Genomic DNA, 15,721 nt, shown 5'->3' on the forward strand with positions numbered 1-15,721 from the left:
CCGCATGGACCGCAACACGAACGGGCCGCCTCCCAATCCGCCCAAGAAGCACCACTACATCCCGGCCTTCTATCTAGCGCGCTGGGCGACCGGCGCGGACAAGCGGCTGTGCCAATACAGCAGGCCGCACAAGACGGTCGTCGCCAACCGCCGGCATCCCGAGGCCACGGGGTTCGTGGAACGGCTCTACGAGCTCGAGGGCCTGGACGGGGAGTTGGCCCAGCAGGTCGAGAGCAAGTTTTTCAGTCCGGTCGACGGCGCCGCGGCTGATGCCTTGCTGCTGATGGAGACTGAAGGGAATCGTGCCGTCTGGGACCGGCGCCGGCGATCCGCCTGGTCGCGTTTCCTACACTCGGTGCTCGTCCGCGCGCCAGAGGACGTCGAGATCTTCAAGGTCGGGTGGCGCCGCCTGATGCTCACCGACAACAATGGCGAATGGGAAGCCCGGTACCAGGAACTCAAGGGACCGAACGATCCCCCGACATATAAGGAGTTCATGCTCTCGTTCCCGGACGACGACCACAACCGTTCGGCCATGCGCGCGCTCGCGGGGATGATCGACAACGAGAACATCGGCCTGAAGATGAACCAGATGATCTGGCACATCTTCGACACGCCGAGGGGCGAGTATCCCTTGCTGACTTCTGACCGCCCGATCATCCGCACCAATGGCTTCCACGCCCAGAACGGCCACCTCGCCATGCCGATCGGGCCGCACAAGCTATTCATTGCTGCCAAGGACCAGGCGGCCTTGAGGCTGATGAGGAGCATCGCGCCGGGCCAAATGGTCCGGGAGGTCAACCGACAGATCACAGACTACGCCGTGAAATACGTCTACGGCGAGGATGACCGGCAACTCGACTTCGTCCAGAAGCACTTCGCGACCAAGAAGCAGCCTCGCTTGATGGCGTCCATCGCCGACAAGTACGAAGAGATGGCCGACCAGCTCCTGCCGAAGAAACAGGGTTAACCAACGCGAGCAATCGCGTGTCGCCGTCCTAATCCCGTCCTAATGCGACGGGGCCCTGAAAAGCGAAACGCCGGAGACCCTAGGGTTTCCGGCGTTAAATTTGGTAGCGAAGCCCAGATTTGAACTGGGGACACACGGATTATGATTCCGCTGCTCTAACCAACTGAGCTACTCCGCCCCAAGGGCAGCGCGGGTTTCCCCGAGCGACGCGCACTAACTAGGTTTAGCACGTCCCCCTGTCAAGTCGCCAGCACTGCCGTTTCACAGACAGGCACCGTTCAAAAATCGACACCAGTCTGTCGGCATCGTCCTCCTCCTCAACCCGACCACACTCCACTACATCTCAGTCAACAGCGCGATACCCGCGCCTTGCAGGAGACATGACATGACACTCGAACTCGGCGGCATCCATCACCTCACGGCGGTAACCGCCGAGGCGAAGCAAAACCTGGCCTTCTATACAAAGACGCTGGGCATGCGGCTGATCAAGAAGACCGTCAACCAGGACGACACCACAGCCTATCACCTGTTCTACGGTGACGGCGTGGCCTCGCCCGGCGCGGACCTGACCTTCTTCGATTTCCCCGCCGCCCGCGAGCAGCGCGGCAACCACACGGTGGGCCGCACCGGGTTGCGCGTCGATAGTGAGGAGAGCCTCAACTGGTGGAAGAACCACCTGCAGAGCCACAATGTCGGCACATCAGCCATCAAGGAGCGCAACGGCCAGCTATCGCTCGATTTCGAGGATTTCGAAGGCCAGCGCTTCCGCATGGTGATCGACGCCGCCAATAAGGTCGTGCCCTGGGCCAAATCCCCCGTCCCGGCCGAGCGGCAGATCATCGGCCTGGGACCCATCACCCTTTCGGTGCCGCGGCTCGACCGCACCGAGAAGGTGCTGCTCGACGTCATGAACATGCGCAAGGTGCGCGAATATGCCATGACCAGCCATACGCCCGAGACCCATGTCTATGAAATGGGCCCCGGCGGCCCCGGCGCCGAACTGCATGTGGCGGTCGACCCCGCGTTGCCCCCGGCCCGTCCGGGTGCCGGCGGCGTGCACCATGTCGCCTTCCGCACCCCCGACCAGGATGGCCTGCGCCAGTGGATCGACCGGGTCGGTCGCGCCGGCCTGCGCAATAGCGGGGAGGTTGAGCGCTTCTATTTCACCTCGCTCTACTTCCGCGAGCCCAACGGCATCCTGTTCGAAATCGCCACCGACGTTCCGGGATTTGCGGCCGACGAGCCGATGGAAACCCTGGGCGAAAGCCTGGCTTTGCCGCCCTTTCTGGAAGGCCGCCGCGCCAGTATCGAAGCGGGCCTGAAGCCGCTGGTTTAGTTCTTCACCTCTCCCTCGGGGAGAGGTCGACCCCGCCTTCGGGTCGGTTGAGGGGGCCTTTGGCCGGGTGAAGGGAGGGCCCCCTCACCCGGCCCTACGCGCCGACCTCTCCCCCAAAGGGAGAGGCAAGAAGTGCCCTACTCGCACCCCTCCCCGCTGGCACTCACGCCACACGGGTCCGTGCCCGTATCCGGCTTCAGCAAACTTGCCGCATCCACCAGTTGGATGAACTCGCTCCGATACCCGCTCTCATCGCTGCCCTTGCCCGAGCGCGCCAGCGCCTCGATATCGTCCCAACCCATTGCGGAGCCATAATTGCTCCCCTTGAGCTTCTGGCCGAAGGCGGCCACGGCTGCGGCGAAGCGCATGTCGTCGCTGACTTCGCCGATATCGCCATAGACCAGATCTGGCGTCACCTTCTGCTCGATCAGCTGGCTGACATCGCTTTCCGGTAGCTTGTAGCGCATGCGCAGGAAGGCGATTTCGTCGCCGCTCCCGGTCGCGCTTTCCAGCCCGTAGCGCAGCGGTTCGATCATCTCGGCGCCCGAACCGACGGGGGTGATTTCGTAGATCGCCGTCACCGTGTGGCCCGCGCCGATATCGCCGGCATCCACCGCGTCATTGTTGAAATCCTCGCGGTTGAGCGCGCGGGTTTTGTAGCCGATGAGACGATATTCGCTGATCACCGCCGGATTGAACTCGATCTGGATTTTCACGTCCTTCGCAATCATGTCGAGCGTGCCGCCTATTTCCTCCACGAGGACCTTCTGCGCCTCGCGGAAGCTCGAAATATAACTGGCATTGCCGTTGCCGTGCTGGGCCAGCGCCTGCATCGTCGCGTCATCGAGGTTGCCGCGTCCGAAGCCCAGCACCGACAGGGTGGTGCCGCTGTCGCGCTTGGCCTCGATGAAGCTCTCGAGATCGTCAGGATCGTCGATGCCGACGTTGAAATCGCCATCGGTGGCCAGGATCACGCGGTTCGTGCCGCCCTCGACCCTGGCCTGTTCCGCCAGCCGATAGGCCAGCTCGATCCCGGCGGCGCCCGCCGTGCTGCCGCCGGCGGCAAGCTGGTCAAGCGCGCCGAGGATCCTGGCCTTCTCGGTCGCCATGGTCGGCTCCAGCACCACGCCGGCCGAGCCGGCATAGACCACGATGGACACCGTATCATTGGCCGAAAGCTGGTCGACCAGCAGGCCAAAGGCGCGCTTGAGCAGCGGCAGCTTGTCCGGCTCATCCATCGATCCCGACGTGTCGATCAGGAACACCAGATTGCTCGGCTTGTCCTCGCCGGCATCAGGCACATAGCCCTTGATGCCGATCTGCAGCAGTTGCGTCTTCGGATTCCACGGCGTCGGATAGACTGCCATGGTGGGTTTGAACGGCACTGCGGCGCTTTGGGCGGCCGGGTAGTCATAGGGGAAATAGTTGATCAGTTCCTCGATGCGCACCGCATCGGGCTCGGGCACATAGCCATCCTCCAGCTGGCGCCGCACATAGGAATAGCTGGCGGTATCGACATCGATCGAGAAGGTCGAAACCGGCTCGTCCGCCACCGCCTTGAGCCGCTGTTCATCGAAGCTGGTGAAGGTGTCGCCACTGGGCGCGGTCGGCTGCAACATGACCGAGGGCACTGGTGCCGGCGACGGCATATAGAACGCCTCGCTTTCCGCCAGCGCACCGGCCGGTGCCATCGACTGCGCCTGTTGCGGCGCGACGATACCACTATTGCCACCCACTACCGGGGCAGCCTCGCGTGCCATTTCGGTATCCATCATGGCGTCGTCCATCGGCGCCGGTTCGGGCGGCGCGGCGGCAAGATCCTGGTCGCGGCCTGCCGCGACGGTCTTGGGGACAGTCGCAGGCGTGGTATTGGCAACCGTGGATTGGGCCCGCTCCTCGCTGGCCGCGACTTCGGTGGCCGGCGGCTCGAACTGCACCGGCTGCTGCACGGCGACATCGGTCGGCGTCATCGAGGTCGTCGAATAGAGCTGGTAGCCGAGCGGCAGGACCAAAAGCGCAATGACGGCGGTGCCGATGGGGAGACGCATGTCCATGATCGATTTCCCTTTCCAGGAATTGATGATGGACGTGAGACGCTGGCCCCAATCGTTTCCTTGGGCCGCCGATGAAGATTTTTTCTGGCTCGCTTCAAACGCGGCCATGCCTGCCGCCAGGGCGCGCCTTTTCGCGTCCGCGCGCGGATCGGGCGTAGCACCCTTCAGCCTGTTCAGTGGATCGTCATGCATGTCGTCACCGCTCATAGCAGCCCCCTCAGGGTCTTGCGTGCCTCGTGGACATGAAAGGAGACCGTAGCCTCCTTGATGCCCATGATCTCGGCCGCCGCCGCATGGCTCAATTCCTCCGCATGGACCAGCAGCACTGCGTCGCGCTGCTTTTCCGGCAATGCCCTGACCGCTGCCCAGAGTTGGCGGCTGGTCATTGCCGCCTCCTGCTCGGCCGGCTGGTCCTCCGGCGTCACCTCGGCATAGGCATCGGCATATTTGCCGCGTCTTTTGCCGGCCCGCTGCATGTCGCGCACCGCATTGAGCGTGATCCGATAGACCCAGCTCGAAAAGACGCTGCGGCCATCGAAGCTGGCAATGGCGCCGCCCAGCTTCACGCACACATCCTGGGCAATGTCCTCGGCATCGGCCCGGTTGCCGCACCATTTCCACGCCGTGCGATGAATGAGATCATAGTGATCCTCGATCAGCTCGGCGAAAGCCTCGGCATCGCCATGCTGCGCGCGCACCACCAACGCCCGCGTCATCGCTTGCCTGGAGTCGATCGGTACTGCGGCAGTCAGTCCCATCACCGAAGCATGCACCCACGCCTACCTTTGGTAGTATTGTAATGGTAAGACGGCGCCCGATACCCAATCCTTGGGCCATGTACGCAGATTTATTTGAAGGCTGATCCGATGGACGAACCCAAGCTGAGCCCTTTCGCGCTGACTCCCAGCCGCATCGTCCTGCTGATCCTCGGCGCGCTGCTGGTACTGATCGCCATTTCGACTGCCATGGGCGGGCTGTCGTCGTATCAGGAACTCAAGGAAGCCAGCACAGCGGCGACACAGGCAGCGCCTGCGCAATAGTGCCACGCCCGCATGGTTCGAGGGTCGCTACGCTCCCGCCTCACCATGAGGCTACTGAAAGACCGCACCAAGAGTAGCCTCATGGTGAGGCGCGAGCTGTTCGCGAGCCTCGAACCACGAGGCGTGGCACGATCTAAGCCGCAAACACCTGTGGCACCGCTTCGGCAATAAACCCGCCGCCCCAAACTTCCGACGTCGCCGTATCGTCGGCATAGAACACGCAGGCCTGGCCCGGCGAAATGCCATACTCGCCCGACACCAGCGTTACGAACACGCTGTCGCCCTGCATCTGGATCACCGCCGGCTGCGGCCCGCGCGTGGAGCGGACCTTGACCTCAACCGGGGCACCATTGCCGACGCTCAGTTCCGCCAGCGGCTTGGCCCCCAGCCAGTTCACGTCACGCAGCCGCACCGTATGCGTCCTCAGCGCTTCGCGCGGCCCCACGATCACCCGCCCGGTCCTGTGCTCAAGCTTGATCACATAGAGCGGCTCGCCCGCGGCCACGCCCAGCCCCTTGCGCTGGCCGACGGTGTAATTGACGATCCCCTCATGCGTGCCCAGCACGCGACCGTCGAGATGGACGATCTCGCCCTGTGCCACCGCTTCGGGGTGCATCTTGCGGATGATGTCGGCATATTTGCCCTGCGGCACGAAGCAGATGTCCTGGCTGTCGTGCTTTTCGGCGATTTCCAGCCCCATATCACGGGCCAGCTCGCGCACCTCGGCCTTGCCCATGCCGCCCAGCGGGAAGCGCAGGAAATCGAGCTGGGCCTGCGTGGTGGCGAACAGGAAATAGGTCTGGTCGCGCTCGGCATCGACCGGCCGGAACAGCTGTCGCCGTCCGTCCCCGCCCAGCCGCGACTGAACGTAATGCCCCGTCGCCAGCACATCGGCACCAAGGTCACGCGCCACTTCCATCAGGTCGACGAACTTGACCGACTGGTTGCAGGCGATGCACGGCACCGGCGTCTCGCCCTGCTGATAGGCATTGGCGAAAGGCGCGATCACGCTCTTCTTGAAGCGCTCCTCGTAGTCCAGCACATAGTGGGGAATGCCCAAAGTCGCCGCCACGCGGCGCGCATCGTGGATATCCTGCCCGGCGCAACAGGCGCCCTTGCGATGGGTGGCTTCGCCATGATCGTAAAGCTGGAGAGTGACGCCGACGACGTCATAGCCCTGGCGAGCCAGCAGGCCCGCAACGACCGAGGAATCCACGCCCCCCGACATCGCAACGACAACGCGCGTGTCTTCGGGACGCTTGGCAATATCAAGCGAGTTCAACATCTTTCCAGTATCCGGTTGGGTTCAAGGGCCAGCGGACGAATTTCGTGAGGCTCATTACGCCTTTCGCGACAGACCCGCAACAGGCCCGCACCCGGCAAGAAATGCCGCTCTGGCAGTATTTCTTGCCCGCCGATAACAGACCCATCCGGCAGGCCACCAGCCCAACCACTTGTTTCAAAAGCAAAATCCAACTTGGCACCGCGCTTGCATTGTCCTGCTCGGATTAGTCTCATTCGTTTACGGGGCCGCTTTCGTGGCATCACATCTGACCGTTACCACCACCACTGCCGGCACCAGCACCAGCAAGGGCCTCAATGCGTCCTCCGGCGCCGAAGCCGAGGGCGGCCCGCTCGACGTCTTCTCGGCGCTGCTCGGCACCGCCACGCCCCCGGCGACCGGTGATACCGCCCGGTCGTCCACGGCCAGCCTCGATCTCAATCTCGGTAACCTCGTCAATCTGTCGCTCGGCTTCGGCGAGGGCGAGACCCAGGAAAACGACGATCCCGAGGCCATTGCCGCCGCGATCGATGCCATCGTGCCGATCCAGGACGCGATGGAAGCCGTTCCGGCCCTCACCTACATTGCCGATACGCTGGCCGACCTCAAGGCCGGGCTCGATGCCGGCGAACCGCTCGATCCCGAGACGTTGAAGCATCTCGAGGCCGCGCTGACCGACCTGGCCGCGACGCTGGATATCGATCTCGATGCCCTGCCCTCGCTCGACGATCTCACCGCGCTGGTCACCGACATCCGGCCCGACGATACCAGCTTCGCCGCTCGCCTCACGGCGGCCTTCGGCCCGATGGCCGAGACCCTGTTCAGCGGCTCGGCGGCGCCCAAGGGCGATGCAGGTGCGGAACTCTCCACCCTGGTCAAATCGATCGGCGACAAGCTCGCCGCCCTGCTCGCTGCGCTCAACAATGGCGAGGTCGAGCCCGATCAACTGGCCCAGCTCGAACTGGCGGTCCAGGCAGATACCGACCTCGATGCTGCCCTGGCGCGCCTGCTCAAATCTACCGTCACCGTCGATGCCAGCGCCGCGCCCGCCTTGGCCACACCCCAGCTCAAGCTCACCGAGCCGGCTCTGACCGGCAAGGCCAATGCCGAAGCCACTGCCCCGGCCGGTGACGCCGTGGAAACCACGGAAACGCCAGATGCCCCGCCCCCGGTACAGGTCGCGACCGATACCGGCGACGACACCACCGATCGTGGCGGCGACACCGCGCCCAACGACAAGAAGCCGGTCGAACACCGCCCTGCTCCGCTCGCCGCGGCTATCGACAAGCAGCCAGAACCACAGAGCCCGGTACAACCCATCCAGGCGGCTCGCGTCGATATCGTCGCCGCGCCGCGCGTGGTGCAGGCCGGCTACCAGACCAGCCAGCAGCAGCTCAACCTGCCCCAGCTCGCGTTCGAGATGGTCCGCCAGGTCAATGACGGCAATACCCGCTTCCAGATCCGCCTCGATCCGCCGGAACTGGGCCGCATCGACGTCAAGCTCGATATCGACAAGTCCGGCCAGGTCAACGCCCGGCTGACGGTCGAAAAATCCGAGACGCTCGATCTCATGCAGCGCGACCAGCGCGGACTGGAACGCGCCTTGCAGCAGGCCGGCCTTGACGGCGCCAAGACCAATCTCGAATTCTCGCTCAAGCAGAGCCCGTTCAGTGGCGGGCAGCAGAGCCAGGGTGGCAGCGATGGGCGAAATCCGATTTTTGCCGATGATGTCTCCGGCGAGGCCGACGACACGCCACCCCCAACAGTCAACCTCTACCGCGGCAGCCTCAGTGCCAGCGGTGTCAACATCATTGCGTAAGGAGTAGGTGTCATGGCCGTCGACAGCGTTTCGGGAAACTCGAACACCAGCCAGGTGGCCAATTCGCGGGCAACCATCGCGGACAATTTCGACACGTTCCTCAACATCCTCACCACTCAGCTCAAGAACCAGAATCCCCTGGACCCGCTGGACACCAATCAGTTTACCCAGCAACTGGTCCAGTTCAGCGGCGTCGAGCAGCAGCTCAAGACCAATGAGTTCCTCGAAACGCTGATGCTGTCCAGCCAGAACACCGCCAAGTCGGACGCCGTCTCCTATATCGGCAAGGAAGTGACTTCTTCCGGCAAGACGGGTGAACTCACTGACGACAGCGCCGTATTCTGGGCCTACAGCGCCAACGCCAACGCCGCCAATGCCACCGTCACCATCAAGGATGCCAACGGACAGGTGGTCTATACGGAAACAGGCCCGCTGAAAGCCGGCCCCGGCACCTTCCGCTGGGATGGCATGGGCAGTGACGGCAACCTGAAGCCGAATGGCATCTATACCGTCGATATCCAGGGCAAGGATGCCAATGGCAAGGACGTCAAGATCAGCACCGCCTCCATCGGTCTGGTCACCGCCGTCGATTTCACTAGCGATGTTCCGGTCCTGACCGTGGGCTCGCGCCGCGTCGCCATCACCGACGTAACCGACGTCCGCATCCCCGATGTGACGGCACCAGATACCGATCCCGATCCCGAAGAAGAAACCGACGTCTGACCTTCCTTACCTCCCTCGAGGGAGAGGTGGTGCTTCGCACTCGGGCGCCTGAATCAATGCCTTGAAATCCGGGACCATTCTTAACCTGTTGTAAGTTTCCCCTTAGTCGAATTTTAAGGCCGTTGGCCTACTCTCTTCCTCATATGGTCAGGTTGAGTAGAGAGTAAAATGACCGTACAGATGCGACCTCGCGTTAAGTACGTTATCGGGCCGGACGGAAGTCCGCTCACGATTGCAGACCTTCCCCCCGCCAATACGCGGAGGTGGGTCATCCGCCGCAAAGCCGAAGTCGTCGCTGCCGTGCGCGGCGGGCTGCTCAGCCTCGAAGAGGCGTGCGACCGCTATACGTTGAGCGTCGATGAATTCCTCAACTGGCAGGCCGCCATCGACAAGCATGGCCTTGCCGGTCTGCGGACCACCTGGATCCAGCACTACCGCGAAGGGTGAGACGCGGCCCGCAGGGACAAATCGCTCCAGTGGAGCGATTTGAGCGTCGAACGCCTTGAGCCTTGCGAAAGGCCGGTAGCCGCTCAGTACAGTTTCAAAGCCCGCCGGGGAAACTCGGCGGGCTTTGTGTTTCTACCCTGGGGAGAAGGGAACAGGCCTACGGCGTCTCCGGCGCCATCCACCGGGCGCCCGCCTCGCGGCTCATCAGCCGCTCATAATACTCCGCCACCGCCGGCAATTCCTTCTTCTCCAACGGGATCGCCATCCATCGATGCACCGACAGGCCCAGCGCGATATCGGCGATGGAAAAGCCCGCCCCGATATAGCCCGTGCTGGCGCCCACCAGCGCCGCTTCGAGGATGTCCATCTTGGCCGTCCACCGGCTCATCGAATCCGCCACCCGGTCCGCATCGTCATAGCCCGGCGTCTTGCGGATCAGCGCATTGACGGCATAGCCCCAGGGCGGATTGAGTTCGCTTGCCTGCCAGCCCAGCCATTGCAGCGCCAGTGCCCGCAATTCGAGTTGGTCGGGCAACAGCCCGCCTTCGCGCTCAGCCAGGTAGACCAGGATGGCGTTGCTTTCCCACAGCACGAAGTCGCCCTCGATCAGCACCGGCACCTGCTTGTTGGGGTTGAGGGCAATGAATTCGGGCACGTCGGGATCGCGCAACGGCAGGCCCCAATCCTCGCGCTCATAGCCGAGGCCCAGTTCATCGAGCGCCCACAGCACCTTGCGCACATTGATCGAGGTCACCCGCCCCAACACCTTCAGCATCGATTCATCCTTCCTTTACCCAGCCCGGCACTTTCTGCCGGAATTTGCAAACTGCGACCAGCGGTTAAGACAATCTTTACCATCCGCTAGGTAATTTTTGCCCAGCGGCCTCCACGCGCGTTGCGTCGGCATGGTCACCCCTCATTCGAGTGCCGGCGTGGATAGCTTTACTCAGTTGATCAACCGCATAGGCCTGCCGCGTCTGGCAGCAATGGCGGTCGTCGCCATGCTCATGCTCGGCTTCTTCGGCTTCCTCATCATGCGGGCGCAGGCCCCGAATCTGTCGCCGCTCTATACCGGTCTCAGCCTCGAAGACTCTTCGGCAATTGTGACCGAACTGCAGACGCTCAACATTCCCTATGAACTGCGCGGCGATGGCGACACCATTCTCATCCCGCGCGACCAGATCACCACCACCCGCATGACGCTGGCCGGCTCCGGCCTGCCGCAGCGCGGCCAGGTCGGTTATGAAATTTTCGACGAGCAGTCGACGCTGGGCGCCACCAGCTTCGTGCAGAATCTCAACAATGTGCGTGCGCTCGAGGGCGAACTTGCCCGCACCATCGCCTCGCTGACCCGCATCAAGTCGGCGCGTGTCCATCTGGTGCTGCCCGAGCGCGAACTGTTCCGGCGCGAACGGACCGATCCATCCGCCTCTATCGTGCTGGCGGTACGCGGCGAACTCGCCAGTGGCGAAATCCGGGCCATCCAGCATCTGGTGGCTTCGGCCATCGAAGGCCTGACGCCCACCCGCGTCTCCATTGTCGATGACCAGGGCAATCTGCTGGCGTCCGGCACGGGCGACGACGCCGAGGGCGCACTGGCCGGCGATGCCGCCGAGCGCACCCTGAGCTTCGAAAACCGCCTGCGCACCCGCGTCGAGGACATGCTGGCCAATGTGGTCGGCGCCGGACGGGCCCGCGTCGAGGTCAGCGCCGAGATCGACTTCAACCGCTCGACCACCACCCAGGAAACCTTCGACCCCGAAAGCCAGGTCGTGCGCTCCAGCCAGATTCGCGAGACCGAGAACCTGTCGGCCGGCGCCAATGGCCAGGTGACCGTAGCCAACGAGCTGCCCGGCGCCAGCCAGAACAACGGCGCCGCCGGACCTACCGAACAGGGCACGTCCAGCGAGGAAGTCACCAATTACGAGATTTCCAAGACCACCCAGACCGCAGTCACCGAAGCTGGCGCCATCAAGCGCCTGTCGGTCGCCGTCGTGGTCGACGGGGTCTATGCCGCCGACCCCAATGGCGACCCGGTCTATGCGCCGCGCAGCGCTGGCGAGATCGCCCAGCTCCTGACGCTGGTGCGTTCGGCCGTCGGCTATTCGGAGACGCGCGGCGACAGCGTTGAAGTCGTCAACATGCAGTTTGCCGAGCGGCCCGAACTCGCCGTGCCGGGCACTGACGGCAATGGCGGCCTGCTCGATTTCACCCGCGACGACCTGATGAACGGTGCCGAAATGGCCGTAACCCTGCTCATCGCGCTGGCCCTGGTCTTCTTCGTCATGCGCCCGTTGCTCAAGAAGGTGCTGACGCCCGAGACCCAGGCACTGGCTCTGCCGTCCGGGGCCGAGCTTGGCCACCACGGCGTACTCAGCGCCGATGGACAGATCATCGCCGACGAGGAGGAAGAACCGCGCGACAAGACGCCCGCCTGGGTCGCCAGCGCCAAATCCATGGGCGAGACCCAGCTTCAAACCCTCAAGACTGTCGGTACCCTTGTCGAAGAAAATCCCAAGCAGGCCGCGCTGATCGTGCGCGACTGGCTGGGTAGCGCAGCGTAACCGCCATGGCCCTTGTTTCCCAATCCTCCGATACGCCCGACCTGCCGACCACGGTCGCCGCCGGCAAGCAGCTCGTCGTCGGCGACGCCGCCAGCCAGCGTGTGCTCAAGGGCGACGAAAAGGCCGCCGCTTTGCTGCTGGCACTCGGTCCCGATTATGGGCGGCCGATCTTCGACGAACTCGACGAACTCGAAGTGAAACAGCTCAGCCGCGCCATGGTGCGGCTCGGGCCGATCACCCAGGAAATGCTCGACGATCTGATGATCGAATTCGTCACCACCATCTCGTCCAACGGGTCGCTGTCGGGCAACACCGACTCCACCGAACGCCTGCTGCTCAGCTTCCTTTCGGCCGACAAGGTCGACGCCATCATGGAAGAAATCCGTGGTCCTGCCGGCCGCAACATGTGGGAGAAGCTCTCCAACGTGCAGGCCGACGTGCTCGCGGCCTATCTCAAGAACGAATATCCCCAGACCATTGCCGTGGTGCTCTCCAAGATCGCCACCGATCACGCCTCCAGGGTTCTGGCCGTGCTGCCCGAGGAACTGGCCATGGATGTGGTGCAGCGCATGCTCGGGCTCGACCCGGTGCAGAAGGAAATCCTCGAAAAGATCGAGACCACCCTGCGCACCGAATTCATGTCGACGCTGAACCACTCCAAGCGCCGCGACAGCCACGAGCAGATGGCCGAAATTTTCAACAGCTTCGACCGCCAGACAGAAGCCCGCTTCATCACCACGCTTGAGGAACACAGTCGCGACGATGCCGAGCGCATCAAGTCGCTCATGTTCACCTTCGAGGACCTGGCCAAGCTCGAATCCTCGGCCATTCAGACCCTGCTCGCCAAGATGGACAAGAAGGAGCTGGCCATGGCGCTCAAGGGCGCCAACGAGCAGGTCAAGGAAACCTTCTTCAAGAACATGTCGGGCCGCACCGCCAAGCTGCTCAGGGACGACATGGAAGTCATGGGTCCGGTGCGCCTCAAGGACGTCGACGAGGCGCAGGGCCGCATGGTCTCGACCGCCAAGGATCTCGCCGCCAAGGGCGAAATCCTGATCATGAAGTCCAAGGCCGACGATCAGATGGTGGCGTAACCCATGACCCCGGCCCCCGCCCGCTTCACCTTCGACCTCGATCTCGGCAAGCGCACCACGCCCACCGTGCCGCCCGAGCCGACCATGCCCGAGCGGCTGGTCGCCGAACTTCTCGCCCAGGCGCGGGAACAGGCCTATGCCGAAGGCGTGGCCGCCGGCGAGCGCAATGCCACCTCTGTCGCCGCCCAGACGCTGGCCGCAGCTGCCGGCACCCTCGCCACCCAGAGCGCCGAAATGGCCGCCGCCCTCGATGACGCCACCACCCGGGCGCAGCGCGAGGCGGTCGAGCTGGCTGCCAGCATTGGCCGCAAGCTGGCGCTGCATCTATTGGCGCGCTACCCCACGGTCGAGCTTGATGCGCTCATCGCCGAATGCATGCAGAGCCTCAACGGCGTGCCGCACCTGGTGGTGCGCTGCCATCCCGGCATTGCTGACGCCATCCGCGACATTGCCACCGCCCATATGCAGACATCGGGTTTTTCCGGCCGGCTGGTGGTGATGGGCGACCCCGATTTGCGGCTCGGCGACGGCCGACTCGAATGGGTCGATGGCGGGCTGGTGCGCGATATCGGCGCCATCGCCAAGGATATTGATCTCAAGATTTCGGCCTATCTCGCCGCCCGCAGCGGCCAGGCCAAGCAACAGGAGAGCGACCAATGAGCGCTTCCGAACCCGGCGAAGACGACGACATCACCACCCAGGACAGTATCTCCTTCGAGGAAATGCTGGCGCCCGATCGTGGGGATGGTCCCGAAGCCCATGTCGAGCGCAACGCCGCCGATCTTGAAGCGGTGTTCGACGTTCCCGTCCGCATCTCGGTGGTGCTCGGCCGCACCAAGATGCCAGTCAGCGAACTTCTCCGCCTCGATACCGGCACCGTCATCGAGCTCGACCGGCAGGTTGGCGAGGCTGTCGAGATTTTCATCAACGAGCGTCTGGTCGCCCGCGGCGAAATCGTGCTGGTGGAAAGCAAGCTCGGCGTCACCATGACCGAAATCATCAAACCACAGTAAGGGAGGCAAGGATGCGTCTGCTCATCATCGGAGCCCTCGAGGGCCAGCTCAGCGAAGCCACCAAGATGGCGATGAACGGGGGCGCCAAGGTGGCGCATGCCCCTTCCGTCGAAATCGCGCTGGCCGCCCTGCGCGCCGGTCGCGGCGCCGACCTGCTGCTGGTCGACGTGGTCATGGACATTGCCGGGCTGATCGCCGGGCTCGAAGCCGAGCGTATCGCCATTCCGGTGGTCGCCTGCGGCGTCGAGGCCAATGCCGCCGCTGCCGTCAACGCCATCCGCGCCGGGGCCAAGGAATATATCCCGCTGCCCCCCGATGCCGAGCTGATCGCCGCCGTCATTGCCGCCGTCGCCCGCGACAGCTCCGAATTCCTGTTCCGCGACCCCGCCATGGAACGCGTCGTCCGCATGGCCGACCAGATCGCCGGCTCGGACGCCTCCATCCTCATCACCGGCGAAAGCGGCACCGGCAAGGAAGTCATCGCCAAATACGTCCACGCCCGGTCCAAGCGCGCCAACAAGCCCTTCATCTCGGTTAATTGCGCCGCCATTCCCGAGGCCCTGCTCGAATCCGAACTATTCGGCCACGAGAAAGGTGCGTTTACCGGCGCCATCGCCCGCCGCATCGGCAAGTTCGAGGAAGCCTCGGGCGGCACGCTGCTGCTCGACGAAATCAGCGAGATGGATGTGCGCCTGCAGGCCAAGCTCCTGCGCGCCATCCAGGAACGCCTGATCGACCGCGTCGGCGGCAGTAAGCCGGTGCCGGTCGATATCCGGATCCTCGCCACCTCCAACCGCAACCTGGCCGATGCCGTGCGCGAAGGCAGCTTCCGCGAAGACCTGCTGTTCCGCCTCAACGTCGTCAATCTCAAGCTCCCCGCTTTGCGCGACCGGCCCGGCGATATCGCCGCGCTCTCCGAGCATTTCGTCGCCAAATATGCCAAGGCCAACGGCCTGCCGCCCCGCGAGCTGTCAGCCGACGCCCGCGCCGCTCTGCTCAAGGCGCCATGGCCCGGCAACGTCCGCGAACTGGAAAACACCCTCCACCGCGCCGTGCTGCTCTCCTCCGGCGATATCATCGGCCCCGACGCCATCGTGCTGCCCGACGGCATGGGCCTGGCCGAAGCCGCAGCAACCAGCTCGCTCTCGGCCCAGCTCGCCCAGACCGCGCAGACCATGTCCGCCGCCCTCGTCGGCCGCACCGTGGCCGATGTCGAACGCGACCTGATCCTCGATACGCTCGACCACACGCTCGGCAACCGCACTCATGCGGCCAATATCCTGGGCATTTCGATCAGGACCCTGAGGAACAAGCTCAACCAGTATGCCGACGAAGGTACCCATGTACCTGAGCCAGGCGAACGCCGCTCCGTGGCCTAG

15 protein-coding genes and 1 tRNA gene are annotated in these 15,721 nt (G+C 63.9%); 11 read left to right on the forward strand and 5 right to left on the reverse strand.

Going from position 1 to position 15,721, the window contains the following annotated elements; translation table 11 throughout:
* The first annotated feature begins 4 nt into the window (after window positions 1-4).
* Entirely contained in the window at window positions 5-970 is a 966-nt protein-coding gene (locus tag ASD04_RS08275; RefSeq protein WP_056255247.1) for a DUF4238 domain-containing protein, read from the forward strand.
* A gap of 101 nt (window positions 971-1,071) precedes the next feature.
* Here the strand turns inward: ASD04_RS08275 and ASD04_RS08280 are convergent.
* A tRNA-Met gene (locus ASD04_RS08280) sits at window positions 1,072-1,148 on the reverse strand.
* A gap of 207 nt (window positions 1,149-1,355) precedes the next feature.
* On the opposite strand from ASD04_RS08280, the gene ASD04_RS08285 reads away from it, so the two are divergent.
* Window positions 1,356-2,306, forward strand: a complete 951-nt coding sequence (locus tag ASD04_RS08285; RefSeq protein WP_056255250.1) for a ring-cleaving dioxygenase — start codon at window positions 1,356-1,358, stop codon at window positions 2,304-2,306.
* Between the two features lie 137 nt (window positions 2,307-2,443).
* Here the strand turns inward: ASD04_RS08285 and ASD04_RS08290 are convergent, their stop codons facing one another.
* Window positions 2,444-4,360, reverse strand: coding sequence for a VWA domain-containing protein (locus ASD04_RS08290; protein WP_244488275.1), 1,917 nt, complete (start codon window positions 4,358-4,360; stop codon window positions 2,444-2,446).
* 203 nt (window positions 4,361-4,563) lie between these two features.
* Window positions 4,564-5,076: an RNA polymerase sigma factor gene (locus ASD04_RS08295; protein WP_056255252.1), complete on the reverse strand. Its 513-nt coding sequence runs from the start codon at window positions 5,074-5,076 to the stop codon at window positions 4,564-4,566.
* A gap of 150 nt (window positions 5,077-5,226) precedes the next feature.
* Between ASD04_RS08295 and ASD04_RS19395 the strand changes: the two genes are divergently transcribed.
* On the forward strand, window positions 5,227-5,400 hold the full coding sequence (locus tag ASD04_RS19395; protein ID WP_156461168.1) for a hypothetical protein: 174 nt from the start codon (window positions 5,227-5,229) through the stop codon (window positions 5,398-5,400).
* A 133-nt stretch (window positions 5,401-5,533) separates the two neighbouring features.
* On the opposite strand, the gene mnmA is transcribed toward ASD04_RS19395, so the two are convergent.
* Window positions 5,534-6,685, reverse strand: coding sequence for a tRNA 2-thiouridine(34) synthase MnmA (gene mnmA, locus ASD04_RS08300; protein WP_056255255.1), 1,152 nt, complete (start codon window positions 6,683-6,685; stop codon window positions 5,534-5,536).
* A 253-nt stretch (window positions 6,686-6,938) separates the two neighbouring features.
* On the opposite strand from mnmA, the gene ASD04_RS08305 reads away from it, so the two are divergent.
* The 3 genes from ASD04_RS08305 (at window position 6,939) to ASD04_RS08315 (ending at window position 9,671) form a co-directional block, all read left to right on the forward strand.
* Complete coding sequence (locus tag ASD04_RS08305; protein ID WP_056255256.1) at window positions 6,939-8,501, forward strand: flagellar hook-length control protein FliK; 1,563 nt, start codon at window positions 6,939-6,941, stop codon at window positions 8,499-8,501.
* A 12-nt stretch (window positions 8,502-8,513) separates the two neighbouring features.
* A complete protein-coding gene (locus ASD04_RS08310; RefSeq protein ID WP_056255259.1) occupies window positions 8,514-9,224 on the forward strand; it encodes a flagellar hook assembly protein FlgD in 711 nt (236 codons plus the stop codon).
* 168 nt (window positions 9,225-9,392) lie between these two features.
* Window positions 9,393-9,671, forward strand: coding sequence for a DUF1153 domain-containing protein (locus ASD04_RS08315; RefSeq protein ID WP_035102845.1), 279 nt, complete (start codon window positions 9,393-9,395; stop codon window positions 9,669-9,671).
* A gap of 157 nt (window positions 9,672-9,828) precedes the next feature.
* Here the strand turns inward: ASD04_RS08315 and ASD04_RS08320 are convergent, their stop codons facing one another.
* Complete coding sequence (locus ASD04_RS08320) at window positions 9,829-10,446, reverse strand: glutathione S-transferase family protein (protein ID WP_056255262.1); 618 nt, start codon at window positions 10,444-10,446, stop codon at window positions 9,829-9,831.
* Window positions 10,447-10,603: 157 nt separating this feature from the next.
* Here ASD04_RS08320 and fliF point away from each other — a divergent pair, with 157 nt between their 5' ends.
* The 5 genes from fliF to ASD04_RS08345 all read left to right on the forward strand — a co-directional run bounded on the left by fliF (window position 10,604) and on the right by ASD04_RS08345 (window position 15,721).
* The gene (gene fliF / locus ASD04_RS08325; RefSeq protein WP_056255265.1) at window positions 10,604-12,235 is read left to right on the forward strand and encodes a flagellar basal-body MS-ring/collar protein FliF; all 1,632 of its coding nucleotides are present in this window, start codon (window positions 10,604-10,606) and stop codon (window positions 12,233-12,235) included.
* Between the two features lie 5 nt (window positions 12,236-12,240).
* Window positions 12,241-13,329 (forward strand): flagellar motor switch protein FliG, encoded by a 1,089-nt coding sequence (gene fliG / locus ASD04_RS08330; RefSeq protein WP_056255269.1) that lies wholly within the window; start codon window positions 12,241-12,243, stop codon window positions 13,327-13,329.
* A 3-nt stretch (window positions 13,330-13,332) separates the two neighbouring features.
* Window positions 13,333-13,989: a FliH/SctL family protein gene (locus ASD04_RS08335; protein WP_056255271.1), complete on the forward strand. Its 657-nt coding sequence runs from the start codon at window positions 13,333-13,335 to the stop codon at window positions 13,987-13,989.
* A 62-nt stretch (window positions 13,990-14,051) separates the two neighbouring features.
* Window positions 14,052-14,342 carry a flagellar motor switch protein FliN gene (fliN, locus tag ASD04_RS08340; RefSeq protein ID WP_244488287.1) on the forward strand — a complete coding sequence of 97 codons (291 nt, stop codon included), beginning with the start codon at window positions 14,052-14,054 and terminating at the stop codon, window positions 14,340-14,342.
* An 11-nt stretch (window positions 14,343-14,353) separates the two neighbouring features.
* Entirely contained in the window at window positions 14,354-15,721 is a 1,368-nt protein-coding gene (locus ASD04_RS08345; RefSeq protein WP_056255275.1) for a sigma-54 dependent transcriptional regulator, read from the forward strand.

The sequence above is a fragment of the Devosia sp. Root436 genome (genome assembly GCF_001426345.1).
GTDB lineage: Bacteria > Pseudomonadota > Alphaproteobacteria > Rhizobiales > Devosiaceae > Devosia.

What these genes read in the sequence shown, in the direction of transcription:
- ASD04_RS08275 (WP_056255247.1), top strand. Translation starts at nt 5, where the DNA reads ATGGACCGCAACACGAACGGGCCGCCTCCCAATCCGCCCAAGAAGCAC.
- fliN (WP_244488287.1), top strand. Translation starts at nt 14,052, where the DNA reads ATGCTGGCGCCCGATCGTGGGGATGGTCCCGAAGCCCATGTCGAGCGC.
- ASD04_RS08285 (WP_056255250.1), top strand. Translation starts at nt 1,356, where the DNA reads ATGACACTCGAACTCGGCGGCATCCATCACCTCACGGCGGTAACCGCC.
- ASD04_RS19395 (WP_156461168.1), top strand. Translation starts at nt 5,227, where the DNA reads ATGGACGAACCCAAGCTGAGCCCTTTCGCGCTGACTCCCAGCCGCATC.
- ASD04_RS08290 (WP_244488275.1), bottom strand. Translation starts at nt 4,360, where the DNA reads ATGGACATGCGTCTCCCCATCGGCACCGCCGTCATTGCGCTTTTGGTC.
- ASD04_RS08345 (WP_056255275.1), top strand. Translation starts at nt 14,354, where the DNA reads ATGCGTCTGCTCATCATCGGAGCCCTCGAGGGCCAGCTCAGCGAAGCC.
- ASD04_RS08315 (WP_035102845.1), top strand. Translation starts at nt 9,393, where the DNA reads ATGACCGTACAGATGCGACCTCGCGTTAAGTACGTTATCGGGCCGGAC.
- ASD04_RS08310 (WP_056255259.1), top strand. Translation starts at nt 8,514, where the DNA reads ATGGCCGTCGACAGCGTTTCGGGAAACTCGAACACCAGCCAGGTGGCC.
- ASD04_RS08335 (WP_056255271.1), top strand. Translation starts at nt 13,333, where the DNA reads ATGACCCCGGCCCCCGCCCGCTTCACCTTCGACCTCGATCTCGGCAAG.
- ASD04_RS08320 (WP_056255262.1), bottom strand. Translation starts at nt 10,446, where the DNA reads ATGCTGAAGGTGTTGGGGCGGGTGACCTCGATCAATGTGCGCAAGGTG.
- fliG (WP_056255269.1), top strand. Translation starts at nt 12,241, where the DNA reads ATGGCCCTTGTTTCCCAATCCTCCGATACGCCCGACCTGCCGACCACG.
- mnmA (WP_056255255.1), bottom strand. Translation starts at nt 6,685, where the DNA reads ATGTTGAACTCGCTTGATATTGCCAAGCGTCCCGAAGACACGCGCGTT.
- ASD04_RS08295 (WP_056255252.1), bottom strand. Translation starts at nt 5,076, where the DNA reads ATGACGCGGGCGTTGGTGGTGCGCGCGCAGCATGGCGATGCCGAGGCT.